Origin of the sequence: Pseudomonas mendocina (genome assembly GCF_003008615.1) — a bacterium.
Taxonomy (GTDB): Bacteria; Pseudomonadota; Gammaproteobacteria; order Pseudomonadales; family Pseudomonadaceae; genus Aquipseudomonas; species Aquipseudomonas mendocina_C.
In genome coordinates this window covers 1,021,974-1,047,182 of record NZ_CP027657.1, presented here as the reverse complement: position 1 = coordinate 1,047,182, position 25,209 = coordinate 1,021,974, and the positions used below count along the sequence as shown (strand labels likewise).

Below are 25,209 nucleotides of genomic sequence, written 5' to 3'. Positions count from 1 at the left end.
CTGTTCAGCTGGTGAGCAGTTGGCTCAGCCAGTCGGCGATGTCGCGAATCTCTTCCGGAATGACCTCGTGGGCCATCGGGTAGTCGCGCCACTGTACCGGTACAGATCGAGCGTGCAGACGGTCGAAAGCGGCGCGTCCCATATCGGGGGTTACGACGTCGTCGAATCTGCCATGCAAACAAAGCACCGGCAGTTGTCTTTTTGTATCTGCCAGACTCATTTCATCGCTGAAAGTCGGGGCGTAGGTGGACAGTGCCAGCACACCGCCGAGCGCCTCGGTGCAGCGCAGGAAGGCGGTATGCAGCACCACCGCGCCGCCCTGGGAAAAGCCTGCAAGCACGATGCGGCGGGCCTCGATGCCACTGTCCAGTTCGGCCTGGATCAGATCCAGTACCTGCTGAGCTGACGCCTCCATCTGCTGCTCGTCGATGGCGCGGGCCGGGGTCATGGCCAGGATGTCGTACCAGCTTGGCATGCTCCAGCCGCCGTTGATGGTCACCGGGCGGGTTGGTGCCTGCGGCAACACGAAGCGTGTACTGGGCAGACGCTCCTGCAGGGCCTCGGCCACCGGCAGAAAATCATAGCGATCGGCGCCCAGGCCATGCAGCCAGATCACGCAGGCATCAGCGGTGTGTGGGGGCTGCAGAATCATGGGTGGGGTCATTGGTAGCTCCAGGGTGGTGCGCCTGCTCGAAAATGGGGCGGCGCCTTTTTTCAGGCTTGGCTAATCTGTGAATAAGTTGTCGCACGGGTGCAACTTTTGCTCTTGACCGGCAGCTATGCTGCATTTCGCATGACGCTGGTACGGCGCTTGCTATGGCTGAGACGGACTGACGAGGTAGCGCGGTAACGGTAACACTGTGCCATTGCCCGCTGCTCAACAGGCAGGAATCTGCTGTGTGGGGTTCCTTGACTCAAGCCACCGGGGCACTACCGTCCTGGTGGACGACGATCCGTCTCTAGCCCGTTCAACCAATGGGCAGGGTGAGAGTCGGTTGGCCAGCAGAGGGCATCGCCGACTAGACTCATGCCTGACGTCCGATCTTCTCGTCGTCGCCGTTGCTGCCAGCGGCGCGCAGGCCTCAAAAGGGTGGGGAAGTAGGACGGAGACTCCAACACAACAAGAGCAACTGGAGGTTTTTGATGAAGATGGTGAAATCCACCCTGGCAATGCTGACCACCGCAGCTGTGCTTGGTGTCAGCGGCTTCGCGCAAGCCGGTGCCACCCTGGACGCGGTACAGAAAAAAGGCTTCGTGCAGTGCGGCATCAGCGATGGTCTGCCGGGCTTCTCCTACGCCGATGAAAAAGGCAATTACCTGGGGCTGGACGTTGATGTCTGCCGCGCTGTTGCTGCTGCGGTATTCGGTGACGCCACCAAGGTCAAGTACAGCCCGCTGACCGCCAAGGAGCGCTTCACCGCTCTGCAATCCGGCGAAGTCGACATTCTGTCGCGCAACACCACCTGGACCAGCTCGCGTGATGCGGCTCTGGGCCTGAACTTCACCGGCGTGACCTACTACGACGGCCAAGGCTTCCTGGTGAACAAGAAGCTGGGCGTTTCCAGCGCCAAGGAACTGGACGGCGCCACCGTGTGCATCCAGGCCGGTACCACTACCGAGCTGAACCTCTCCGACTACTTCCGTGCCAATGGCCTGAAGTACACCCCCATCACCTACGATACCTCCGACGAGAGCGCCAAATCGGTCGAAGCTGGCCGTTGTGACGTACTGACCTCCGACCAGTCTCAGCTGTACGCACAGCGCATCAAGCTGGCCAACCCGGACGACTACGTCGTACTGCCGGAAGTCATCTCCAAGGAACCGCTCGGCCCATCCGTTCGTCAGGGTGACGAGGAGTGGTTCGACATCGTGCGCTGGACCCTGTTCGCCATGCTCAACGCCGAAGAACTGGGCGTGACCTCGGCCAACGTCGAAGAAACTGCCAAAACCACCAAGAACCCGGACGTCGCTCGTCTGCTGGGTACCGAAGGTGAGTTCGGCAAGGATCTGAAACTGCCGAAAGACTGGGCTGTTCAGATCGTCAAGCAAGTGGGTAACTACGGCGAATCCTTCGATCGCAACGTCGGTGCCGGCAGCGAGCTGAAGATCGAGCGTGGTCTCAACGCCCTGTGGAACAAGGGTGGTCTGCAATACGCACCGCCAGTGCGCTGACCATCCACAACGGCAGGCGAGAATCTGTTCAAAGGCTCGCGAGCTAGAGGCATGCAAGGAAAAAACAGGCGAAGAAGCGCAGTTTACGAGTTGTAAATGAGCATTCTGAGCCTGTTTTTGACACAGCAGGCCCGACGCGCAGCAGGCTTTGGACGGGTTCTCGGGAGCCTGCCGTTGTCGTTTCCGACTACATGAATCCCCGACCCGCTGCAGCGGGCCGGAGGTTCAACGAGGGCTGTTATGCAAACGACCGCTAATGCCCCGCGCCCGCGAGGATCGTTATTGACCGATCCGCAGGTGCGCGCGTGGCTGTTCCAGATCATTGCCGTAGTTGCCGTTGTGGCGCTCGGCTGGTTTCTATTCCAGAACACCCAGGCCAACCTGGAGAAGCGCGGAATCATCTCCGGCTTCAGTTTTCTCAACAACAGTGCCGGTTTCGGCATCGCTCAGCACCTGATCGATTACTCCGAGAGCAACTCCTACGGGCGTGTGTTCATCATCGGTCTGCTCAACACCTTGCTGGTGTCGGTCATCGGTATCGTGCTGGCGTCCATTCTCGGCTTCCTGCTCGGTATCGCGCGGCTGTCGCCGAACTGGCTGATCAGCAAGATGGCGACGGTCTACATCGAGATTTTCCGCAACATTCCGCCATTGCTGCAGATTCTCTTCTGGTACTTCGCGGTATTCCTGACCCTGCCCGGTCCGCGGCAAAGCCTGGACGTCGGCGAAGTCTTCTTCCTCAACAGCCGCGGCCTGTACATGCCGGCACCGGCTCCATCGGAGAGCTTTGGTTTCTTCGCCGTGGTGCTGCTGGCAACCATCGCAGCCATCATCGTGCTCGGCCGTTGGGCCAAGGCGCGGCGTGAGGCCACCGGCAAGATCTTCCCGCTGCTGTGGACGTCGCTGGCGATGATCGTCGGCATCCCGGCATTGGCTGTGTTGATCGGCGGTAACCCGTTGGTGTGGAGCGTGCCGGAACTGACCGGTTTCAACTTCCGCGGCGGCTGGGTGCTGATCCCCGAACTGATGGCGTTGACGCTGGCTTTGACCATCTATACCGCAGCCTTCATCGCCGAGAACGTGCGTTCCGGGATCATGGCCGTGAGCCATGGCCAGACCGAGGCGTCGCGCTCGCTGGGTTTGCGCCCGGGTATCACGCTGCGTCTGGTGATCATTCCGCAGTCGCTGCGCGTGATCATTCCACCGCTGACCAGTCAGTACCTCAACCTGGCCAAGAACTCCTCGCTCGCCGCCGGCATCGGTTATCCCGACATGGTTTCGTTGTTCGCCGGAACGGTACTCAACCAGACCGGGCAGGCCATCGAGGTGATCGCCATCACCATGAGCGTGTACCTGGCCATCAGCATCAGCATTTCTCTGTTGATGAACTGGTACAACAAGCGCATTGCGCTGACTGAGCGGTAAGGAGCAGCCATGCAAAGTCATATTTTCAAACCGGATCTGCCGCCGCCGCGCATGAGCGTCGGTGTGCTGGCTTGGCTGCGGGCCAACCTGTTTTCCAACTGGTTCAACACCCTGTTGACCTTTTTCGCCATCTACCTGATCTGGCTGATCGTGCCGCCTTTGCTGCAGTGGGCGATCATCGATGCCAACTGGGTCGGTAGCACGCGCGCCGACTGCACCAAGGAGGGCGCCTGCTGGGTGTTCATTCAGCAGCGCTTTGGTCAGTTCATGTACGGTTTCTACCCCACCGAGCTGCGCTGGCGGGTAGATACCACGCTGTGGTTGGCGATCATCGGCGCTGCGCCGCTGTTCGTCCCGCAGATGCCGCGCAAGGCGCTGTATGGCCTGGCTTTCCTGGTGATCTATCCGGTCATCGCCTGGTGCCTGTTGCACGGTGGCGTGTTTGGTCTGAGCGTGGTTTCCACCAGTCAGTGGGGCGGCCTGATGCTGACCCTGGTGATCGCCGCTGTCGGTATCACCGGTGCGTTGCCGCTGGGCATCCTGCTGGCATTGGGGCGTCGCTCCAACCTGCCGGCGATCAAGGTCATCTGCGTCACCTTCATCGAGTTCTGGCGCGGCGTGCCGCTGATCACCGTGCTGTTCATGTCCTCGGTGATGCTGCCGTTGTTCCTGCCCGAAGGCATGCACTTCGACAAGCTGATGCGTGCGCTGATCGGGGTGATCCTGTTCCAGTCCGCCTACATCGCCGAAGTGGTGCGCGGTGGCCTGCAGGCCATCCCCAAGGGCCAGTACGAGGCAGCAGCTGCCATGGGCCTGGGCTACTGGCGGATGATGGGGCTGGTGATCCTGCCGCAAGCGCTGAAGCTGGTGATTCCCGGCATCGTCAACGTGTTCATCGCCCTGTTCAAGGACACCAGCCTGGTGATCATCATCGGTCTGTTCGACCTGCTCAACAGCATCAAGCAGGCGACTACCGACCCAGCCTGGCTGGGGATGGCGACCGAGGGTTATGTATTCGCCGCGTTGGTTTTCTGGGTTTTCTGTTTTGGTATGTCCCGCTACTCCCTGCATCTGGAGAGAAAGCTGGATACCGGCCACAAGCGTTAGGAACCGTTCAGTCGCTGAGGCGCGCCTGCCCGTGATGCGGCGCGCCAGAACCTGAATGAGTCCCTTGGAGGAATGAATAATGAGTGAAGCAATCAAGCAACCCAGCGCTGAGCCGATGATCCTGCTGCAAGGCGTGAACAAGTGGTACGGCCAGTTCCACGTGCTCAAGGACATCAACCTCAGCGTGCAACAGGGCGAGCGTATCGTGCTCTGCGGCCCTTCCGGCTCGGGCAAGTCCACCACCATCCGCTGCATCAACCGTCTGGAAGAACACCAGCAGGGGCGCATCGTGGTTGATGGCACCGAGCTGACCAGCGACCTCAAGCACATCGAGGCGATCCGCCGCGAAGTGGGCATGGTGTTCCAGCACTTCAACCTGTTCCCGCACCTCACCGTGCTGCAGAACTGCACCCTGGCGCCGATGTGGGTACGCAAGATGCCCAAGCGTCAGGCCGAGGAAATCGCCATGCATTTCCTCGAGCGCGTGCGCATTCCGGAGCAGGCCAACAAGTTTCCGGGGCAGCTCTCCGGTGGGCAGCAGCAGCGTGTGGCGATTGCCCGTGCGCTGTGCATGAAACCGAAGATCATGCTGTTCGACGAGCCGACCTCGGCACTCGACCCGGAGATGGTGAAAGAGGTTCTGGACACCATGATCGGCCTGGCCGAAGACGGCATGACCATGCTCTGCGTGACCCATGAAATGGGCTTCGCTCGCACCGTGGCCAACCGGGTGATCTTCATGGACAAGGGTGAGATCGTCGAACAGGCCGAACCCAACAGCTTCTTCACCAACCCGCAGAACGAGCGCACCAAGCTGTTCCTCAGTCAGATCATTCACTGAGTCATCGTTGCGTTATCAAAAAGGGAGCCTTCGGGCTCCCTTTTTCGTTGTGGGGTCTAATTCGTAGAGTGCGCTGTGCGCACCGATGTGAAGGTGTCATGGTGGGCATCAGTCGATGCCCAGCTTCTTCAGCCGGTAGCGCATCGAGCGGAAGGTCAGGCCCAGGCGCTGGGCGGCGGCCGTGCGGTTCCAGCGTGTCTCTTCCAAGGCCTGCATGATCAGCTTGCGTTCGATGTCTTCGAGGTAATCCTCGAGGTTATCGATCTGCGCGAGACTCGCTTCGCCACCTTCATTGTTGGGGCCGCTGGCGTCGGCCAGGCGTAGGTCGCTGGGGGTGATCTGGTCGTCTTCGCACAGGGTATAGGCGCGCTCGAGCATGTTCTCCAGCTCGCGCACGTTGCCGGGGAAGCGGTAGTTCTTCAGTTTTTCCAACGCATCGGGATGCAGCTTGGCAGCGGCAAGGCCGGTGCTGTCGGCCAGGCGCGTGAGCATGACACTGGCCAGTTGGGCGATGTCTTCGCGGCGCTCACGCAGCGGCGGTACGCGCAGCTCGATGACGTTGAGGCGGTAGTAGAGATCCTGGCGGAAGCGGCCGGCGGCGACTTCGGCGGCGAGATCCTTGTGGGTGGCGCAGAGTATGCGTACGTCGACTACCATTTCCTGCTGACCGCCGACGGCGCGCACGGCTTTTTCCTGAATCGCACGCAGCAGTTTCACCTGCATTGGCAGTGGTAGATCGGCAACTTCATCGAGGAACAACGTGCCGCCATTGGCCGCCTGGAACAGGCCCTGTTTGTCTTCGATGGCACCGGTGAAGCTGCCTTTCTTGTGGCCGAAGAACTCGCTTTCCATCAACTCCGAGGGGATGGCGCCGCAGTTGACCGGGACGAAGGGCTGTTCGACGCGCGGGCCCTGCTCGTGGATCAGGCGGGCGACCAGTTCCTTGCCGCTGCCTGACTCACCGCTGATATAGACCGGTGCCTGGCTGCGCGAGAGTTTCTGGATCTGCTTGCGCAGCGATTTCATGGGCGGCGAGTCGCCGAGCAGGCGGCTGTCGACCGGGGTTTCCTCGCCCTCGGGGGAGCGGATGCGCAGGGCGGTGGCGACCAGTTCGCGCAGGCGGCCGAGATCCACCGGTTTGGTGAGGAAGTCGAAGGCGCCGGCCTTGAGCGAGTTGATCGCGGTGTCCAGGCTGCCGTAGGCAGTGATCATCGCCACCGGCACTTGCGGGTAGCGCTGCTGGATGTGCTGCACCAGTTCCAGGCCGGTGCCATCGGGCAGGCGCATGTCGGTCAGGCACAGGTCGAAGGGTTCACGCGCCAGCCACTCGCGTGCCTCCTTGACGTTGCGGGCGCTGCGGGTGTCCAGCTTCATGCGTCCGAGGGTGATTTCCAGCAGTTCGCGGATATCGGGTTCGTCGTCGACGATCAGGGCTCTCTGACGGTTCATGCTCAGCTCAGTTTGCGCGGATGGGCGAAGGTGATGCGGAAGCAGCTGCCGCCCCCTTCACGAGGTTTATAGTCGAGGCGGGCCTGGTTGCCTTGGCACAGCTCGCGGGAGATATACAGGCCCAGGCCGGTGCCCTTGTTTTCGGTGGTGTAGAAGGGCTCGAAGATATGCTGCTCCAGCTCGGGCGGCACGCCGGGACCGTCGTCGAGAATCTCCAGCACCGGCAGGTCACTGGCTTCGTCGCGGAACAGGCGTAGCCACACCTGGCCGAGCCGGTGTTTCTGTGCGCTGTAGCGAAGGCCGTTCTGCACCAGGTTGGTCAGCACCTGGGTCAGCTGATGCGGATCCATGCGCGTCTGCAGGCTGCCGCCCTGGGTTTCCAGATGAATCTGCCGGTCGTTCGGCGCCGAGTTGCGAAATTCGCTGGCGAAGCGGTGCAACCAGTATTTCAGGTCGAGCAACTGAGGTTCGGCCTGGCGTCTGCGTGAGAGCTGCAGGACGTTCTCGATCACCAGGTTCATGCGCTTGGAGTGATCCTGAATGATCTGCGCCAGGCGCTGATCCGGGCCTTGCAGGTCTTCCGACTCCTGCAGCAGCTGTGCGGCGTGGCTGATTGCACCGAGTGGGTTGCGGATCTCGTGGGCGATGCCGGCGGTCAGGCGGCCGAGCGAAGCCAGCTTGAGCTGCTGCGCTTGTTGGGCAATCTGCGAGATGTCGTCGAGAAACACCAGGGTGTGCTGCTGGTCGCCGCGTTGCAGGGAAATGAAACTGGGTTGCAGCACCGGGCCGTCGACCTGCGCCTGCAGGCTGTCCGGACGCAGGGTCGGGTTGTGCAGCCACTGTTGTAGGCGCTTGACCAGCTCGGGGCAGTGCGGGTCGATGATCTTGCCACTGAGCTCGCCGCGTCCGAGCAGTTGCGTCGCCCCTTGGTTGGCCAGCAACACGCGATGCTGGGTATCGAGCACCAGAATGCCGGTACGCATGCGTTGCAGGATCTGTTCGTTGAGTTCTTCCAGGTTGGCGACGTCGGCCGCGCGTTGCTCGGCCAGGCTTTCGCTGACTTGCAGGCGGCGGGTGATGCCCTGGATGAACAGGGCGCCGGCGAAGCACAGCGCACCGAGGGCACCTGCCTGGACGTACTGCGCGGCGGCGGCGGGTCGGCTGAGGCTGAGGTAGAAAGTCAGGTAGATCATTGCAATCGCTGCGATGGCAGCGATCAGTAGGCCGATGCGCCCACGCAGCAGGATGTTGGCGATGGCCACGGCGACCACCAGCAGGTTGCCGATACCGCTGGGCGTGCCGCCGGCGGCATAGAACAGGGCGGAGAGGAAGATCACGTCGACCAGTGCCAGGCTGAACAGCTGCATCAGGTGCTTGGGCCTTTGCACCAGCACGGCGATGAGGATATTGAGGATCAGGTAGACCCAACTGCCGGTGCGAAACAGCTCGATATGCACGACATCCAGCAACTGCTCGTCGAGGTTGCTGGAGATCAGCAGGATCAGTGCGAGGCCAATGCTCAGGCGATAGAAATGATAGAGCCTGAGGATGCGCCGCCCCTGGGGGCTGCCTTGAACGCTGAGATCAGCGGTCACCGGTCTGCGGGCCTTGCTCGAGGTGTTTCTGGCTGCAGTACCAGCGCTGATCCTGGGTCAACGCCTGGCTTTGAGGAATGTGCACGCCGCAGTGCGCGCAGCGCACCATCGGTGCAGGCTCATCTTCGCGCTGCGTTTGGCTGGGGCGCTTGGGGGCGCTGATATAGCGGCGCCAAACCCAGATCGCGGCGAAGATGATGGCGATCCAGAACAGCAGGCGAAACAAACCCATGGTGCACTCTTTCTTCTGGTTGACGCCGCCAGTTTAGCCAAGGTGAGGCCGGCGGCACAGTGGCGTGGTGACAAGCTGTGCGCTGTTTCCAAACGGGAGGGTGGGGCTGATGTTGCATGATCGCGCAGGCCATAAAAAAGGAGGCCGAAGCCTCCTTTTGTCGATTACTGCTGGGATCAGTCGAACAGACCGAAGGTCAGGTAGCTCCAGATCGATCGCTTCTTGGCTGTTTCGCCGGTCTTGGCGTCCTGCTGCAGTTCGGCCGGGATCTGTTGCTCGGCGTCTTCGTACTGGCGGATCACGTCCTGGCTGGCGCGGGTTTCGCCTGGCGGCAGCGGCGTGTCGGTTTCGATCAGGCCCAGGGTGGCCTTGGCCAGCCAGGAACGGTTGTCGGCTTCTTCTTCGAGCGGGACGAACTCGCCGCTTTCCAGACTCGGATGATCCGGGTAGTTGAGCTTGAGGGTTTCCAGGCTGGTGGCTGCCAGGTCGTCCAGCGACAGGCGCTGATAGGCTTCGGTCATGATCGCCAGGCCGTCACCGACCGACGGGGTCTCCTGGAAGTTTTCCACCACGTAGCGGCCGCGGTTGGCTGCAGCGACATAGGCCTGGCGGGTCAGGTAATAGTGGCCAACGTGTACTTCGTAGGCGGCCAGCAGGTTGCGCAGGTAGATCATGCGCTGCTTGGCGTCCGGCGCGTAGCGGCTGGTCGGGTAACGGCTGGTGAGCTGGGCGAACTCGTTGTAGGAGTCGCGCGCGGCGCCCGGGTCACGCTTGGTCATGTCCAGCGGCAGGAAGCGCGCCAGCAGGCCGCGATCCTGGTCGAACGAGGCCAGGCCCTTGAGGTAGTAGGCGTAGTCGACGTTGGCGTGCTGCGGATGCAGGCGGATGAAGCGCTCAGCCGAGGATTTGGCGGCTTCCGGCTCGGCATTCTTGTAGTAGGCGAAGATCAGTTCCAGCTGCGCCTGCTCGGCGTAGCGCCCGAACGGATAGCGCGACTCCAGTGCTTTCAGTTTGGAGATAGCCTGGGTGTAGCTGCGGTTGTCCAGGTCGGCCTGGGCCTGCTGGTACAGCTCCACCTCGCTGAGGTTTTCATCGACCTCCGGCTGCTTGGAAGAGCAGGCGGCGGTAAGGGCGAGGATGGCGATCAGCAGCAGGTGTTTCACTTGCATGGCGGCTTGCGTCCCTGTGACGGCCGCGCGGCCGTCCTGTTATGATGAGCGCCCCCGGAAAACCCTGGGGCAAAGACGCCGTATTTAACCACAAGCCTGTCGCCGAAACCAAAGGCCAGGCTCCCGCCGTTGCCTAAGATGACTTCTATAAACAAACAGCTGATCCAACTCCAGGCCGTCGTCCCCTTTGAACAGGGCGGTCAACGTCTCGACCAGGTGGCTGCGCAGCTGTTTGGCGAGTACTCCCGTTCGCGCCTCTCCACCTGGATCAAGGAAGGCCGTCTGACCGTGGATGGCACCGTGGCGCGCCCGCGCGACACCGTGCATGCCGGCTCGACGCTGGTGCTCGATGCCGAGCAGGAAGCGCAGGGCGAATGGATCGCGCAGGACATCGAACTGAATATCGTCTATGAGGACGAACACCTGCTGGTGATCGACAAACCCGCAGGCCTGGTGGTGCACCCGGCTGCCGGACATGCCGACGGCACGCTGCTCAATGCTCTGCTGCACCACGTGCCGGACATCATCAACGTGCCGCGTGCCGGTATTGTCCATCGGCTGGACAAGGACACCACCGGCCTGATGGTGGTGGCTAAGACCCTGCAGGCGCAGACCAATCTGGTCGAGCAGTTGCAGAAGCGCACCGTCAGCCGCATATATGAATGCATCTGTATCGGTGTGATCACCGCTGGCGGCACCATCGATGCGCCGATTGGCCGCAGTTCCAGCCAGCGTCAGCGCATGGCGGTGACTGATGGCGGTAAACCGGCGATCAGTCACTACCGGGTACTCGAACGTTATCGCTCGCACACCCATGTGCGGGTCAAGCTGGAAACCGGGCGTACCCACCAGATTCGCGTGCACATGACCCACGTTGGCTACCCGCTGGTGGGCGATCCGGTCTATGCCGGGCGTTTCCGCATCCCGCCGGCGGCGAGCCCGACCCTGGTGCAGAGCCTCAAGGAGTTCCCGCGTCAGGCGTTGCATGCGCGTTTCCTCGAACTGGATCACCCGGCCACAGGCAAGCGCATGAAGTGGGAGTCGGAGCTGCCGGATGATCTGGTCTGGCTGCTGACCCTGCTGCGTCAGGATCGCGAGGCCTTCGTCGGGTGAGCACCCACGATTGGCTCATTCCCGATTGGCCAGCGCCGGCCAACGTGCGCGCTTGCGTCACCACGCGCAGTGGCGGCATCAGCGCCGCGCCGTTCGATAGTTTCAACCTGGGCGATCATGTCGATGACGACCCAGCGGCGGTGGCTAGCAATCGTCAGCATCTGGTCGAGGCTCTGGGTTGCCAGCCAGCCTGGCTACGTCAGGTGCATGGCATCGTCGTGGCGCAGGCTGATCCTGCCGTGGTCATCGAAGCCGATGGCAACTGGACGGCCACGGCTGGTATCGCCTGCACGGCAATGACCGCCGACTGCCTGCCGGCGCTGTTCTGCGACCGCGCCGGTACCCGTGTGGCGGCGGCCCATGCCGGTTGGCGCGGGCTGGCCGGTGGTGTGCTGGAGGCGACCGTCAAGGCGCTGGACGTTGCACCGCAAGAGCTGCTGGTCTGGCTCGGCCCGGCCATCGGCCCGGCTGCGTTCGAAGTCGGGAGCGAGGTGCGCGAGGCCTTCGTGCAACAGCATGCCGAGGCTGTCAGCGCATTCGCAGCCAGCGTCAATGCCGGCAAGTTCATGGCCGATATCTACCAACTGGCGCGCATTCGGCTGGCCGCCATCGGCGTGACCGCGGTCAGCGGCGGTGGGCTGTGCACCTACAACGACCCGCGTTTCTACTCCTATCGCCGCAGTGCCCGCACCGGGCGTTTTGCTTCGCTGATCTGGCTGCAGCGCTGAGCGTGAAGTCTGGCGGGTGAAACCCGCCAGACTGGCTAGCGGCGGGCTACACCCGCCCTGCGTTTTCTAGCCCTTAATCACCAATATCAATAGTGCTGTCGCGAGCGAGACGACCGGTCATATGCTCGGTGCCATGAACAGCATTCGACTCGACAAGCGCGACCTGATCCTGAGCAAGGGCTCGGCGGTGATGACGCGTCGCGGCTACCACGGCACGGGTGTTCTGGAGATCGTCCTGGCGGCTGGGATTCCCAAGGGCAGCTTCTACCACTACTTCGCCAGCAAGGAAGACTTCGCCCTGCAGGCGCTGGCTTTCATCTATCGGCCGCGGCTGGCGCGTTATGCCCAGGCGCTGAATGAGCCGGCGTTAAGCCCACGTACACGTATCCTCGCTTACTACCGTGATCTGCTGGCGCACTTCGCCCGCCAGGACACGCCGCAGTACCACTGCTTCATCGGCAGCCTGAGTTTCGAGATGAGCGAGATGCTGCCGGCGATCGGCGCCGAAGTCGCCGCTATCCAGCAGGCCTCGGTGGACATCCTGCGCGCCTGCCTGGAGCAGGCGCAGGCCGCCGGTGAACTGCCGGCCGACGAGGACTGCGGCAACCTCGCCACCTTCATCAGCGACGCCTGGCAGGGCGTGTTGGCTCGCCTCAAGGTGGGGCGCAACCTGCAGCCGCTGGAAGCTTTCGTCACCCGCCTGGAGCGTTTGCTGCAGGCCTGATTACCGTTCAACCCCAGAGGAAAGATGATGAGCGCCCCCGTTCAAGCCCTGTTCGCTCCGTTCCGCCTCGGTAACCTAGAGTTACCGACCCGTGTGGTCATGGCGCCGATGACTCGCTCCTTCTCGCCCGGTGGCGTGCCCAACGCCAAGGTCGTCGAGTATTACCGTCGCCGCGCGGCTGCGGGCGTGGGCCTGATCGTCACCGAAGGCACCACCGTCGGCCACAAGGCGGCCAACGGCTACCCGAACGTGCCGCGTTTCTACGGCGAAGATGCGCTGGCCGGCTGGAAGCAAGTGGTCGACGCCGTGCATGCCGAAGGCGGCAAGATCGTTCCGCAGCTCTGGCATGTGGGTAATGTGCGCAAGTTGGGCACCGAACCGGATGCCAGCGTGCCCGGTTATGGCCCGATGGAGAAGGTCAAGGATGGCCAGGTGGTCGTACACGGTATGACCCAGGCCGATATCGATGAGGTGATCGCCGCCTTCGCCCAGGCCGCGCGCGATGCCAAGGCCATCGGCATGGACGGCGTGGAAATCCACGGCGCCCACGGTTACCTGATCGACCAGTTCTTCTGGGAAGGCAGCAACCAGCGCACCGATGGCTACGGTGGCGACCTGGCGGCACGTTCGCGTTTCGCCATCGAGCTGATTCATGCCGTGCGCGCTGCCGTTGGCCCGGACTTCCCGATCATCCTGCGTTACTCGCAGTGGAAGCAGCAGGACTACACCGCACGCCTGGTGCAGACCCCGGAGCAACTGGAAGCCTTCCTCAAGCCGCTGTCCGATGCCGGCGTGGACATCTTCCATTGCTCGACCCGTCGCTTCTGGGAGCCGGAGTTCGAAGGCAGCGACCTCAACCTGGCCGGCTGGACGCGCAAGCTGACCGGCAAGCCGACCATCACTGTCGGCAGCGTCGGCCTGGATGGCGAGTTCCTACAATTCATGGTCAAGACCGACAAGGTGGCCGAACCGGCCAGCCTGGAAAATCTGCTCGAGCGCCTGAACAAGGAGGAGTTCGATCTGGTGGCCGTGGGCCGTGCGCTGCTGGTCGACCCGGATTGGGCGCTGAAGGTGCGCGAAGGCCGCGAACAGGACATCTTGCCGTTCAGTCGCGAGGCACTGACCACGCTGGTCTGAGTCCCTTTCTATCGGGCGTCGCGATCCGGCGCCCCGTTTTCAGCCCCGGCACATCGGGGCTTTTTTACGCCTGTATGTTTTGAGCGGATGTGCTGGCGTAGGGCGGGTTAAACCCGCCAGCCCTTTACCAATGGCGGGTTTCACCCGCCCTACGTTTTAGCCATCTTGCATCCCGCCCCGGATTTCATCCGGGCTACTGACATGGACGATCTTTGGGCGTGGCTGCATGGCACTGCGCAGGTGCTGTTCGAACAACGCGACGATGCCGTCCCAGCTCAGGTGGCTGGCATGTCGGCGGGCATTGAGGCGGATGCGGCGCAGCACCTCTGCATCTTCCAACAGCTCACAGGCAGCTTCGCAGAAGCCGGTCTCGTCGCCAGGGCGGGCAAGCATGCCGTTGTGCCCGTGATGGATATGCTGAGCGGCTGCAGCCTGGTCGAATGCCACCACGCCGAGGCTCGAAGCGAGTGCTTCCAGCACCACGTTGCCGAAGGTTTCCGAGAGGCTGGGGAACAGGAACAGATCGCCAGAGGCATAGTGTGTGGCCAGCGTCTCACCGCGCTGCAGGCCGCAGAACAGCGCGTCTGGGAGTTGCGTCTGCAGGTTGGCGCGCAGTGGCCCGTCGCCGACCATAATCAACCGCATACGGCGCTGTGGGTGGGCTGTCTGCAGGGCGTGGAAGGCTTTCACCAGCAGACCGAGGTTCTTCTCTGCTGCCAGGCGACCGACATGCAGAACGGCCAGATCATCCGGCCCCAGGCCCCAGCTTTCGCGCAGGATGTCGCTGCGTCGGCGTGGGTGGAACAGCTGGCTGTCGACACCCCGTGCGAGCAGGGCCAGGCGTTCGAAATCACGGCGTTCGAGGTCGACCTTCTGGCCGATGCTCGGCACCAACGTGAGCTGCGTGCGGTTATGGAACCAGCGCAGGTAGTTGGTCATCGCCCGCGTCAGCAGGCCGATGCCGTAGTGTCCGGTGTACTGCTGGAAGTTGGTGTGAAAACCGCTGACCACCGGGATCGCCAGGCGCCTGGCGGCGCGCAGTGCGGACAGCCCCAGCGGGCCTTCGGTGGCTATATAGAGTACATCCGGGCGTCGCCGCTGCCAGCGCCTGAGCAGTTTGTGCAATGACGACTGGCCCCATTGCAGGCCCGGATAACCGGGTAGCGGCCAGCCGCGGGTCAGCAGCAGATCATTGCCCGTGTCCTGCTCCTGGTCGACCTCCTGGCGTGGTCGTACCAGCTGCACGTGATGACCACGACCACGCAGGCCGTCGACCAGGCGGCCGAGGGTATTGGCTACGCCGTTGATTTCCGGCGGGAAGGTTTCGCTGATCAGCGCGATATGCAGAGAGGATGCGTTCATGCATGCAGTCTCTGCCCAGGTCATGTAGTGAACATGACGTTTCGATTGCGGTTATGTGTCAGGCGAGCAGGCCGTGCAGTTGTTCACGCAGCCAGGCATGTGCCGGGTCGTGGTGCTGCTGACGGTGCCAGATCAGGCTGATCTGCACGGCCGGCATGTCGAAGGGCAGCGGCGCCACCTGCAGGGCGAATAGCGGGGCGAAGGCGTCGGCCAGGCGCGCCGGCACGGTGCCGAGCAGATCGGTCTGGGCGACGATGGCGGGAATCGGCAGGTAGTTGGGCAGGTGCAGCGCCGCCTGGCGCCTGACCTTGGCCGAGCCCAGAACGATTTCCAGCGGCGAACCGCGCCCGGCGCGCGGCGTCACGATTACGTGGCGGGCCTGCTGGTAATCCATGAGACTCAGGCCACCGACGAATGCCGGATGATCCTTGCGTCCGATTACCACCAGCGCCTCTTCACGCAGGGGCGAATAGCGCAGGTCAGGCGAGTCGAAATGCAGGTAGTCGATGGCAATGTCCAGGGCGCCGCTCTCCAGGCGTTGTAGCAGGTTGTCGGCGTCGTCGTGCTGCGCCACCAGCTCCACCTGCGGCGCGACGCGAGCCATATGCGCCTGCAGCATCGGCAGCAGCGCAGTCTGGGCGTAGTCGTTGAGCGACAGGTTGAACACGTGCGGCGCCTGCGCATCGAAGGGTTCCGCGGGGCCGAGGCCCGCCAGCAGCAGCTGCAGCGCCTGGCGCACGGGCGGGTAAAGCGCCTGGGCGCGCGCGGTCGGGGTCATGCCGCGCGCGGTGCGCTGGAACAATTCCTCGCCCAGTTGCTGACGCAGGCGGGCGAGGGCGTTGCTCACGGTCGACTGGCTCAGGTGCAGGCGCTGGGCTGCGCGGGTCAGATTGCCTTCCTGCATCAGAGCATCGAAGACCAGCAGCAGATTGAGGTCGAGCTGGCGCAAATTCGTTATCACGGATAATGCTCTTTTCAACTATCCATTATTCGAATGATGTGGCCAGGCCTAGACTGCTGTCAATCCACAGGAGAGCGCCATGGCCTATAACAACGACAATGCCCAGGCTTTTCGCAGCGATTACCGGGCTGCCATCCATCCGCTCTACAACCCCTGGCTGCACGCCGCCTTCGTGCTGGCCTATGGGCTGCTCTGCATCGGCTTGCTCTGGAGCACATTGGAGGCCGTGGCGCCCTGGCAATGGCTACTGGTGCCGGCCACGCTGGTGTTCTTCAGTTGGGGCGAATACCAGGTGCACAAACGGCTCGGCCACAATAAGACGCGCTTCGGCAAACTCTTCTACAAACGTCACACCGGCGACCACCACAGCTTCTTCGTCGAGATGCTGATGCCCTACGAAACGGCGCGCGATTGGCGCGTGATCCTGTTCCCTGCCTGGCTCATCGTGCTGTTCAGTCTGCCTACCTTCGCCGCCTGGTGGCTGCTGTCTCAGTTCGACGGCAACCTCGGCGCACTGTTCGCCGGCAGCATGCTGCTGGGCTACATGAGTTACGAAGTGGTGCATGCCTGCGAGCACCTGCCGGATGAGCACCCGGTGTCGCGCCTGCCGTGGATTCGCCAGATGCGCCGCCTGCACGCGCTGCACCATCGTCGTGAGCTGATGCATTCGCGCAACTTCGGCATCGTCCATCCGCTGATGGACTGGTTGTACGGCACCCTGCACTGGGAGCCTGAGGCGATTCATCAGCAGAACCGCCAGCTGCACCGAATCCGCATCGCCCTGCCTGCCGAGCGCGTGCTGGAATACGCCGCGGCGCCGAGCCACTGGCCGCAGTGGCACCCGTCGTCACTGCGTATCTATGGTCGCGAGGGTGCATTGTTCGCGGGCGAGCGATTCGAAGAAGACATCCATGCAGGTGGCCGTGCCGGGCATCTGCGCTGGGACGTGCTCGACTATCAGCCCGGCCAGCGTTGGCAGGCCAGCGCGCGTGGCGATCATGGCCTGCAATTGCTGTTGACCTACGAGTGCGTGTCGCTCGAGGACGGCTGCGAGTTCGTGCGCACCCTCGAGTATGGTTTCGACGGCTGGCTGATGCGCGTGGTAAACGCCTTGTTCATGCGCCGCCGCATCGAGCGTGAGTCGCAGGCGTCGATGCGGGCGTTACACGATGTGCTTGTGCGAACCTAGCGCCTGCTCGCCGCGCTCGCGCACCCAGAACAAGGTCGCGCCGGCGACGGCGGCGGGCATCATCAGAATGTTCAGCCCCGGCACCAGCAGCGCGGCGTAGGTGATGCCGCCGAAGCTCAGGCTCTGCCAGCGCTTTTCGCGCAGCCAGGCGAGCATGTCCTGCCAGCTCATCTTGTTGTTGTCCGCCGGGTAGTCGATGTACTGCACGGCCATCATCCACACGCCGAACAGTAGCCACAGTGGCGCAGCGATCAGGTTCACCACCGGGATGAAGCTGAGGATCAGCAGGCCGATGGCGCGTGGCAGAAAATACGCCAGCTTGCGCATCTCGCGGCCCATGGTGCGCGGCACCATGGCGGCCAGTTCGCCCCAGCTGAATGGTGGAAAGTGATCTTCACCACGCGCTACCACCTCGACCTTCTCCGCGAGAAAACCGTTGAACGGCGCGGCGATGATGTTGGCCAGCATGGTGAAGGTGAAAAACACCATCAGCAGCACCAGCACCACGAACAGTGGCCAGAGGATGTATTGGAGAAAGCTCAGCCAACTCGGCAGGGTGGGCATGAAGGTGTCGACCCAACCACTGAACTGCTGCACGGCAAAGCTGATCATGGCAACGAATAGAATCAGATTGACTGCTAGCGGCAACAGCACGAACAGGCGCAGGCCTGGGCTGAGTACCAGCTTCAGGCCTTCCCGCAGGTATTGCGGGCCGGACAGGACGGGAGCGGCAGGCATGGCGGTCTCCTGAGTGGTTGATGCGCGCGACCATACCGACTTCGCCGGCGCGGTGAAAGTTCAGCCATGGGCAAGGTTCAATGCCAGTGACAATAGGCGAATTCTATTCGCGAAATTGGCAATGGATATTTCCGCTTCGTCAGCAGCATCGATAGCCTTGCGCACAGTTTCCCTTTTGCGGGGCTCTCATCCTTCCAAGCCTTCCCCTAGCGCTTCGAGAGTCCCTTTTTATTCTGGCCTGCTGGTTCTGTGGGCCTGCGAGGAGATAGCGATGTCTGCCGTTCGTCACGCCCGCGTCATCATCCTGGGTTCCGGCCCTGCCGGTTATAGCGCCGCGGTCTATGCTGCGCGCGCCAACCTGAAGCCGCTCCTGATCACCGGCATTCAGGCGGGTGGTCAGCTCACCACCACTACCGAGGTGGACAACTGGCCGGGCGATGCTCATGGCCTTACCGGCCCGGCGCTGATGCAGCGTATGCAGGAGCACGCCGAGCGCTTCGATACCCAGATCGTCTTCGACCATATCAACGCCGTGGATCTGGCCGGCAAACCCTTTACCCTGGTCGGTGACAGTGGCACCTATCACTGCGACGCGCTGATCATCGCCACCGGTGCAAGCGCCCGTTACCTGGGACTGCCCAGCGAAGAGGCGTTCATGGGCCGTGGCGTTTCGGCGTGCGCAACCTGCGACGGTTTCTTCTACCGCGGTCGTGAGGTGGCTGTGGTCGGTGGTGGTAACACAGCAGTGGAGGAGGCGCTGTACCTGGCCAATATCGCCAGCAAGGTGACCCTGATTCACCGCCGTAATGGCTTCCGTGCCGAGAAGATCCTGCAGAACAAGCTGCAAGAGCGCGTGGCCGAGGGCAAGATCGAGCTGCAACTGAATGCCGAGGTGGACGAGGTGTTGGGTGATGCCAGTGGCGTCACTGGCGTGCGTTTGAAACAGTACGGCGGCGCCTACCGCGAACTGAGCGTCGAAGGGCTGTTCGTCGCCATCGGCCACACCCCCAATACCAGTCTGTTCGAAGGTCAGCTGGCGTTGAAAGACGGCTACCTGGTAGTCAATGGCGGGCGCGAAGGCAATGCCACTGCGACCAGTATTCCTGGCGTGTTCGCTGCCGGCGACGTGGCCGATTCGGTCTATCGCCAGGCGATTACCTCGGCCGGTGCTGGCTGCATGGCGGCGCTGGATGTCGAGCGTTATTTAGACGGGCATTGATCGAATAGTGCATCTAGCCGGCCCGCCACTTGGCGGGCCTTATTTATGTTGTAGAGGGATGTCACTGCGCAACGCTTTTAGTTGGAAGGGTTGTCGCGGCCTAAACGCTACGCTGCATTCGTTTGCGAAAGGCCCCAGGTGTTTCGCCGCAAAGCTGTTTGAAGCGCTTGGCGAAGGTGGCGCGGTCGGCGAAGCCGATCTGGCTGGCGATCTGTTCCAGTGACTGGCTCGAGCTTGCCAGCGCCTGCTGCGCCAGGCTGATGCGCAGGCGTTGCAGGTAGTCACCTGGCGTCAGTCCGGTGGTGTGTTTGAAGCGGCGCAGCAGGGTGCGAGGTGAGCAGTGTGCCTGTTGCGCAAGGCGGTTAAGGTCGATCGCTTCGGCGTGGTGCTCGCGTAGCCAGGTCAGTACGGGCTGCAGCGTGCTGTCATCGGTGGCGGGTAACAACGGCGCGAAACGCGTCTGCGTGCCGCGCTGACGTTCGATCACCATGGCGCTGGCCACCTGCTGGGCCAACCATTCGCCCGCATGCAGGGCAATCAGGTGCAGGCACAGATCGAGCCCGGCCTGGGCACCGCCGGAGCAGAACCGCGGGCCGTCTTCGGTCAGCAGCAGGTCGCTGCGCAGGTTCACCTGCGGATAGTGTCGGGTGAAGGCTTCTGCCAGCGCCCAATGAGTGGTCGCCTGGCGCCCATCGAGCAGGCCGGCGGCTGCCAGCAGGAAGGCGCTGCTGCACAGGCTCGCCACCTGTTGCTCACCACGTTGGGCCAACCAGGGCAGCAGCCTGGCGTTGTTCTCCAGCGTGCGGCTGATGGCACTGCCGGTGGCAGGCACGATCAGCAGGTCGGCCTGCTCGGCCAGCGGTAGGCCGCCATCGACCTGTATCTGGGCGAACTCCAGTTGCACCGGTTCTCCGTCCAGGCTGAAGCGCTGAACCAGAAAACATGCCGTGCCCGCCAGGCGATTGGCCAGGCTGAAGGCATCCTGCGCCATGCTCAGGCTGGAGCAGACGGTTTGCGGGCAGACGTATAGCGCAATGCGCAGCATGGGAGTGCTCTCGATTGAGGTTGGCGATTATTGACACAAAGTTGTCGTTATAGCCAATCGCCACGTCCCCGCCGGACGAACAGACTGGAGTGAACCATCCTTGCGAACGTGTAGGGTGTGCTGTGCGCATCAGTGAGCGACGCCGTGACAGCGGTGCGCGCGTCGTACCCTACGTAATGAAAAGCCTGTAGGAGCCCTTCATGAGCCACCCCAATGCCGAGCTGATCCAGCGCTTCTACAGCGCTTTCCAGAAGCTCGACGCCGAGGCCATGGCCGCCTGTTATGCGGCGGATGTGCGTTTCTCCGACCCGGTTTTCGTCGGTCTGCAGGGCGCGGAGGCAGGGGACATGTGGCGCATGCTGTGCAGCCGTGCCGAGGACTTCTCGCTGACCTTCGACTCGGTGCATGCCGATGACCATGCCGGTAGCGCCCGCTGGGTCGCCACCTACCGTTTCAGCGCCACGGGGCGGCAGGTGGTCAACCATATCCATGCGCGCTTCGTCTTCCGTGACGGCTTGATCGTCGAGCATCGTGATCATTTCGATCTGTGGCGTTGGAGTCGCCAGGCGCTAGGAGCCAAAGGGCTGTTGCTGGGCTGGGCTCCACCGGTTCAGGCTGCCATTCGTCGGCAAGCGGCCCGTGGCTTGGCCCAGTTTCGGACGGCGCGCTAAGGCGGGCGAAGGAACGCAGTGGTAGGCTAGCCGGTCATAGCCTTCAATAAGAGAGTGCGCACATGGGGTGCCGCATCTCCACTGCCAATCGAGACTTATCGTGACCGAACTGATCGTAGCCGTAAAACAGGCCAAGGCCTGGGGGGTGCATGCCGTCACTGCCAGTGGGGTGATCCTTGCCCTGCTGGCGCTGCTCGCCGTGCTCGACGGCCAGCCCAAGCAATGCCTGATGTGGTTGGGGCTGGCGCTGCTGGTCGACGGTCTGGATGGCTCTCTGGCGCGACGTTACGACGTCAAGGGTGTGCTACCGCATTTCGACGGCTCGACCCTGGATCTGGTCATCGACTACCTCACCTATGTGTTCATCCCGGCGATCTTCCTTTACCGCTTCATTCCGTTGCCCGAATACACCCCGCTGTTCGCCGTCGGCCTGATTCTGGTGTCGTCGCTGTTCTGCTTCTGCAACCTGAACATGAAGAGCAAGGACAACTACTTCGTTGGCTTCCCGGCGGCCTGGAACGTGGTGGTGCTGTATTTCTACATCCTTGACATCCATCCCTGGGTGACGCTGGCGATGATCGTGCTGCTGGCGGGCCTGACCCTGACGAAGATGAAATTCCTGCACCCGTTCCGCGTGCGTCAGTTCATGCCGCTGAACATTCTGGTGACCTTCGTCTGGATGCTCAGCAGCGCCCTGCTGATCCTGCAGTACCCCGTTAGTCAGCCTTGGCTGCTGGCGCTCTGGTGGCTGGCTTCGGCCTATTTCGTCGGTATGTGCCTGTGGCGCTCGGCGCGTGAGTGGTTCCCGGCGCGCGGATGACGGCAGCACTCGACAAGCCCTGGTTCGTCTATCTGGTGCGCACCGCCAATGGTGCGCTGTATTGCGGCATCAGCGATGACCCGCAGCGGCGTTTCGCGCAGCACCAGAGTGGCAAGGGCGCACGTTTCTTTCACACCAGTCCAGCGCTTGCATTGGCCTATGTCGAGGCCTGTGCCGGCAAGGGCGATGCCCTGCGTCGTGAGCGTGCGATCAAACGCCTGAGTAAAACCGCCAAAGAAGCGCTCATTCTGGCCGTTGATGGCGATTCATCAGCCTGAGGCGGTGTGCGCGTCTCGGCCGCGCGGGTAAGCTGGGCGCTTTCGAATCGACGCGGAGCGCGCCATGCACGAGCTGATCCTTCATCACTATCCGACCTCGCCGTTTGCCGAGAAGGCCCGCCTGCTGCTGGGCTTCAAGCAACTGTCCTGGCGCTCGGTGATGATTCCGCCGGTGATGCCCAAACCCGACCTGACCGCGTTGACTGGCGGTTACCGTAAAACCCCGGTGCTGCAGATCGGCGCTGACATCTACTGCGATACAGCACTGATCGCCCGTCGTCTGGAAGCGGAGAAGAGCACGCCGTCACTGTTCCCGGAAGGGCAGGGTTTCAATGCCGCCACACTCGCGCAGTGGGCTGACTCGGTGCTGTTCCAGCATGCGGTATCGCTGGTGTTCGCCCCCGAGTCCATGGCTGTGCGCTTCGCCAAGGTGCCGCCGGAATTCGCCAAGGCTTTCGCCGCCGATCGTGCAGCGCTGTTCTCGGGTGGCACGGCCAGCCGTTTGCCGCTGGAGCAGGCGCGCCACCAATGGCCGGTGCTGATGGAGCGTTTGCAGCAGCAACTGCAGCAGGGCGGGGGGGATTTTCTGTTTGGCGAGCCCTCGATTGCCGACTTCGCCGTTGCCCATCCGCTGTGGTTCCTGCGTGCTACGCCGGTCACCGCGCCGCTGGTCGACGATTATCCGGACGTGGCGGCCTGGTTGGCGCGGGTACTGGGTTTCGGCCATGGTGCGCTCAGCGAGATGAGCAGTGAGCAGGCCATCGCTACTGCCCGCGACGCTCAGCCGGCAGCCTTGCCGGACGAGGCGTTCAGCGAGCCCAACGGTTTCAGCGCTGGTCAGCGCGTGGCCATTGCAGCCATCGACTATGGCGTCGATCCGGTCGAGGGCGAATTGGTATTCGCCGGGCGCGAAGAGTTGATCCTGCGGCGTGAGGACGAGCGTGCCGGCGTGGTGCACGTGCATTTCCCTCGCCTGGGCTTTCGCATCGAGGCGCGTTGAAGCGCCTCAGTCATGCAGCGGTGGCAGCAGGAAGTTTCCTGGGCCGCCGCCTTCAAGGGTAGGGACTTGCGCCTCGTCCTTGAGATCCACTCCGGACAGTTGCCGGCGACAGGCCTCACGCATCAGGTACATCAGGCGGAAGGTGGCCATACCGTAGCTGAGCCCTTCCAGGCGCACGTTGGAGATGCAGTTGCGGTAGGCGTCGTTGAGGCCGACTCGCGGCGCGTAGGTGAAGTACAGGCCGAGGCTGTCCGGCGAACTGAGGCCGGGGCGTTCGCCGATCAGGATCACCGTCATTTTCGCGCCCAGGCGTTCGCCGACTTCGTCAGCCACGGCGACCCGGCCCTGCTCGACGATGGCGATGGGCGCCAGTGACCAACCTTCCTCCAGCACCTGCTCCAGCAAGCGATCGAGAAACGGCAGGCTGTGCCGTTGTACCGCCAGCGACGACAGACCGTCGGCGATGACAATGGCTAGGTCGTAGCCACGCCCGTGTTTCTCGGTGTAGTCATCGAGCTGGCGCGCCGCGTCTTCGTGCAGGCGCCGGCCCAGATCCGGGCGTTGCAGGTAGGTATGACGATCCGCGGCGGCGCTACGCAGCACCAGTGTCGGGAGTTGGCGGTCGTGCAGCGCCTCACGCAGGGACGTGTGCTCGAAGGGCAGGTGCACGGCGTCACGGGCCTGAGCGTGGGCGAACTGGAAATCAAGCTGCGCGGCGGTCGGCAGGCTGGTGCCGGCGCGGCCCAGGGCGATGCGCGCGGGGGTCAGCTGGCGCAGTTGCCGCCAGGGGTTTTCGGTTGCGGGGGATTTGTCTGTCATGGCTATCTCGAATACTCAGGTGAGCTGAGCCAGGGCCTGGCGAAAGGCGGGGGGCAGTTCCTCGCCCATGTGCAGGCGACCACCCTGTTGCTGGAAGATGCCCATACGCGCCAACCAGGCCTCGAACTCTGGCGCGGCGTGCAGGCCGAGCACCTTGCGCGCATAGAGCGCATCGTGGAACGAGGTGGTCTGGTAGTTGAGCATCACGTCGTCGGAGCCGGGGATGCCCATGATGAAGTTGATGCCGGCCGCCCCCAGCAGGGTCAGCAGCATGTCCATGTCGTCCTGGTCGGCTTCGGCATGGTTGGTGTAGCAGATGTCGCAGCCCATGGGCACGCCCAGCAGCTTGCCGCAGAAGTGATCTTCCAGGCCGGCGCGGATGATCTGCTTGCCGTTGTACAGGTATTCCGGGCCGATGAAGCCGACCACGGTGTTGACCAGGAACGGGTTGTAGTGGCGCGCCACGGCGTAGGCGCGGGCCTCGCAGGTCTGCTGGTCGACGCCATGGTGGGCGTTGGCCGACAGCGCGCTGCCCTGGCCGGTCTCGAAATACATCAGGTTGTTGCCGAGGGTGCCACGGCCCAGGCTCAGCCCGGCTTCATAGCCTTCCTGCAGGATCTTGAGGCTGACACCGAAGCTGGCATTGGCCGCCTCGGTGCCGGCGATGGACTGAAACACCAGATCCAGCGGTGCGCCGCGCTCGATGGCGGCGATGGAGTTGGTGACGTGAGTCAGCACGCAGGATTGCGTGGGAATTTCATAGCGCTGGATCACGGCGTCGAGCATGTCCAGCAGGGTGCAGATCGCACTCATGCTGTCGGTGGCCGGGTTGATGCCGATCATGGCATCGCCATTGCCGTAGAGCAGGCCGTCGACCACGCTGGCAGCGATGCCGGCCGGGTCGTCGGTGGGGTGATTGGGTTGCAGGCGCGTGGACATGCGTCCGCGCAGGCCCATGGTGTTGCGAAAGCGGGTGACCACGCGAATCTTCTGCGCCACCAGCACCAGATCCTGCACGCGCATGATCTTCGATACCGCTGCTGCCATTTCCGGCGTCATGCCCGGCGCCAGGGTGCGCAGGCTGGTTTCGTCGGCGGCGTCGCTGAGCAGCCAGTCGCGAAGCCCGCCCACGGTCAGGTGGCTGACCGGTGCGAAGGCCTGGGCGTCGTGGGTATCGATGATCAGGCGGGTGACTTCGTCGCTTTCGTACGGAATCAGCGCCTCATGCAGGAAGTTCTTCAGCGGCACGTCGGCCAGGGTCATCTGCGCGGCTGCCCGTTCGGCATCGCTGCTTGCCGCGACGCCGGCGAGGTAGTCGCCGGAGCGTGCCGGCGTGGCCTTGGCCATCAGCTCGCGCAAGTCGTCGAAGCGCCAGGTCTGGCCGCCGATGCTGTGGGAGTAGCTTGCCATGTATT

General features: G+C 62.9%; 25 protein-coding genes. 14 read left to right on the top strand and 11 right to left on the bottom strand.

All coding sequences use genetic code 11. From position 1 onward, the window contains the following. Positions 1-4: 4 nt before the first annotated feature. Entirely contained in the window at positions 5-664 is a 660-nt protein-coding gene (locus C7A17_RS04905; RefSeq protein WP_106736968.1) for an alpha/beta hydrolase, read from the bottom strand. A gap of 479 nt (positions 665-1,143) precedes the next feature. Between C7A17_RS04905 and C7A17_RS04900 the strand changes: the two genes are divergently transcribed. From C7A17_RS04900 to C7A17_RS04885, 4 genes are all read left to right on the top strand, one after another. Next, the gene (locus tag C7A17_RS04900; protein ID WP_106736967.1) at positions 1,144-2,172 is read left to right on the top strand and encodes an amino acid ABC transporter substrate-binding protein; all 1,029 of its coding nucleotides are present in this window, start codon (positions 1,144-1,146) and stop codon (positions 2,170-2,172) included. A 240-nt stretch (positions 2,173-2,412) separates the two neighbouring features. Continuing rightward, entirely contained in the window at positions 2,413-3,597 is a 1,185-nt protein-coding gene (locus tag C7A17_RS04895; protein ID WP_199796391.1) for an amino acid ABC transporter permease, read from the top strand. 9 nt (positions 3,598-3,606) lie between these two features. After that, on the top strand, positions 3,607-4,704 hold the full coding sequence (locus C7A17_RS04890; protein ID WP_106736966.1) for an amino acid ABC transporter permease: 1,098 nt from the start codon (positions 3,607-3,609) through the stop codon (positions 4,702-4,704). A 79-nt stretch (positions 4,705-4,783) separates the two neighbouring features. Beyond that, positions 4,784-5,545 carry an amino acid ABC transporter ATP-binding protein gene (locus tag C7A17_RS04885; RefSeq protein ID WP_106736965.1) on the top strand — a complete coding sequence of 254 codons (762 nt, stop codon included), beginning with the start codon at positions 4,784-4,786 and terminating at the stop codon, positions 5,543-5,545. A 108-nt stretch (positions 5,546-5,653) separates the two neighbouring features. On the opposite strand, the gene C7A17_RS04880 is transcribed toward C7A17_RS04885, so the two are convergent. The 4 genes from C7A17_RS04880 to C7A17_RS04865 form a co-directional block, all read right to left on the bottom strand. Beyond that, positions 5,654-6,994, bottom strand: coding sequence for a sigma-54-dependent transcriptional regulator (locus C7A17_RS04880; protein ID WP_106736964.1), 1,341 nt, complete (start codon positions 6,992-6,994; stop codon positions 5,654-5,656). Positions 6,995-6,996: 2 nt separating this feature from the next. Continuing rightward, on the bottom strand, positions 6,997-8,589 hold the full coding sequence (locus C7A17_RS04875; protein ID WP_106736963.1) for a sensor histidine kinase: 1,593 nt from the start codon (positions 8,587-8,589) through the stop codon (positions 6,997-6,999). Beyond that, positions 8,579-8,821, bottom strand: coding sequence for a PP0621 family protein (locus C7A17_RS04870; protein WP_106736962.1), 243 nt, complete (start codon positions 8,819-8,821; stop codon positions 8,579-8,581). Before C7A17_RS04870 ends, C7A17_RS04875 begins: the two co-directional genes overlap by 11 nt. Before the next feature lie 176 nt (positions 8,822-8,997). Next, a complete protein-coding gene (locus C7A17_RS04865; protein ID WP_106736961.1) occupies positions 8,998-9,990 on the bottom strand; it encodes an outer membrane protein assembly factor BamD in 993 nt (330 codons plus the stop codon). Positions 9,991-10,128: 138 nt separating this feature from the next. Between C7A17_RS04865 and rluD the strand changes: the two genes are divergently transcribed. The 4 genes from rluD to C7A17_RS04845 all read left to right on the top strand — a co-directional run bounded on the left by rluD (position 10,129) and on the right by C7A17_RS04845 (position 13,692). Further along, entirely contained in the window at positions 10,129-11,103 is a 975-nt protein-coding gene (gene rluD / locus C7A17_RS04860) for a 23S rRNA pseudouridine(1911/1915/1917) synthase RluD (protein ID WP_106736960.1), read from the top strand. Next, on the top strand, positions 11,100-11,831 hold the full coding sequence (gene pgeF / locus C7A17_RS04855) for a peptidoglycan editing factor PgeF (protein ID WP_106736959.1): 732 nt from the start codon (positions 11,100-11,102) through the stop codon (positions 11,829-11,831). Before rluD ends, pgeF begins: the two co-directional genes overlap by 4 nt. A gap of 133 nt (positions 11,832-11,964) precedes the next feature. Further along, on the top strand, positions 11,965-12,555 hold the full coding sequence (locus tag C7A17_RS04850) for a TetR/AcrR family transcriptional regulator (RefSeq protein ID WP_234035884.1): 591 nt from the start codon (positions 11,965-11,967) through the stop codon (positions 12,553-12,555). Positions 12,556-12,582: 27 nt separating this feature from the next. Beyond that, positions 12,583-13,692, top strand: coding sequence for an NADH:flavin oxidoreductase (locus C7A17_RS04845; protein ID WP_106736957.1), 1,110 nt, complete (start codon positions 12,583-12,585; stop codon positions 13,690-13,692). Positions 13,693-13,848: 156 nt separating this feature from the next. Here the strand turns inward: C7A17_RS04845 and C7A17_RS04840 are convergent, their stop codons facing one another. Further along, a complete protein-coding gene (locus tag C7A17_RS04840; RefSeq protein WP_106736956.1) occupies positions 13,849-15,078 on the bottom strand; it encodes a glycosyltransferase family 4 protein in 1,230 nt (409 codons plus the stop codon). Positions 15,079-15,112: 34 nt separating this feature from the next. After that, on the bottom strand, positions 15,113-16,015 hold the full coding sequence (bsrA, locus tag C7A17_RS04835; protein ID WP_106736955.1) for a LysR family transcriptional regulator BsrA: 903 nt from the start codon (positions 16,013-16,015) through the stop codon (positions 15,113-15,115). Positions 16,016-16,094: 79 nt separating this feature from the next. Here bsrA and C7A17_RS04830 point away from each other — a divergent pair, with 79 nt between their 5' ends. After that, on the top strand, positions 16,095-17,204 hold the full coding sequence (locus C7A17_RS04830) for an SRPBCC family protein (protein ID WP_106736954.1): 1,110 nt from the start codon (positions 16,095-16,097) through the stop codon (positions 17,202-17,204). Here the strand turns inward: C7A17_RS04830 and cysZ are convergent. Next, complete coding sequence (gene cysZ / locus C7A17_RS04825; RefSeq protein ID WP_106736953.1) at positions 17,178-17,942, bottom strand: sulfate transporter CysZ; 765 nt, start codon at positions 17,940-17,942, stop codon at positions 17,178-17,180. The genes C7A17_RS04830 and cysZ overlap by 27 nt on opposite strands. 271 nt (positions 17,943-18,213) lie before the next feature. Between cysZ and trxB the strand changes: the two genes are divergently transcribed. Next, complete coding sequence (gene trxB / locus C7A17_RS04820) at positions 18,214-19,161, top strand: thioredoxin-disulfide reductase (RefSeq protein WP_106736952.1); 948 nt, start codon at positions 18,214-18,216, stop codon at positions 19,159-19,161. A gap of 100 nt (positions 19,162-19,261) precedes the next feature. Here trxB and C7A17_RS04815 read toward each other — a convergent pair whose 3' ends face one another. Beyond that, the gene (locus C7A17_RS04815) at positions 19,262-20,206 is read right to left on the bottom strand and encodes a GlxA family transcriptional regulator (protein ID WP_106736951.1); all 945 of its coding nucleotides are present in this window, start codon (positions 20,204-20,206) and stop codon (positions 19,262-19,264) included. Between the two features lie 200 nt (positions 20,207-20,406). On the opposite strand from C7A17_RS04815, the gene C7A17_RS04810 reads away from it, so the two are divergent. The 4 genes from C7A17_RS04810 to C7A17_RS04795 all read left to right on the top strand — a co-directional run bounded on the left by C7A17_RS04810 (position 20,407) and on the right by C7A17_RS04795 (position 22,975). Beyond that, entirely contained in the window at positions 20,407-20,877 is a 471-nt protein-coding gene (locus tag C7A17_RS04810) for a nuclear transport factor 2 family protein (protein ID WP_106736950.1), read from the top strand. 100 nt (positions 20,878-20,977) lie between these two features. After that, positions 20,978-21,697: a phosphatidylcholine synthase gene (gene pcsA, locus C7A17_RS04805; protein WP_106736949.1), complete on the top strand. Its 720-nt coding sequence runs from the start codon at positions 20,978-20,980 to the stop codon at positions 21,695-21,697. Further along, entirely contained in the window at positions 21,694-21,975 is a 282-nt protein-coding gene (locus C7A17_RS04800) for a GIY-YIG nuclease family protein (RefSeq protein ID WP_106736948.1), read from the top strand. Before pcsA ends, C7A17_RS04800 begins: the two co-directional genes overlap by 4 nt. A 64-nt stretch (positions 21,976-22,039) precedes the next feature. Beyond that, positions 22,040-22,975 (top strand): glutathione S-transferase family protein, encoded by a 936-nt coding sequence (locus C7A17_RS04795; RefSeq protein ID WP_106736947.1) that lies wholly within the window; start codon positions 22,040-22,042, stop codon positions 22,973-22,975. 6 nt (positions 22,976-22,981) lie between these two features. Here the strand turns inward: C7A17_RS04795 and eutC are convergent, their stop codons facing one another. Continuing rightward, positions 22,982-23,794, bottom strand: a complete 813-nt coding sequence (gene eutC / locus C7A17_RS04790) for an ethanolamine ammonia-lyase subunit EutC (RefSeq protein WP_106736946.1) — start codon at positions 23,792-23,794, stop codon at positions 22,982-22,984. A gap of 15 nt (positions 23,795-23,809) precedes the next feature. Beyond that, entirely contained in the window at positions 23,810-25,204 is a 1,395-nt protein-coding gene (locus C7A17_RS04785; protein WP_106736945.1) for an ethanolamine ammonia-lyase subunit EutB, read from the bottom strand. Between the last annotated feature and the right edge of the window lie 5 nt (positions 25,205-25,209).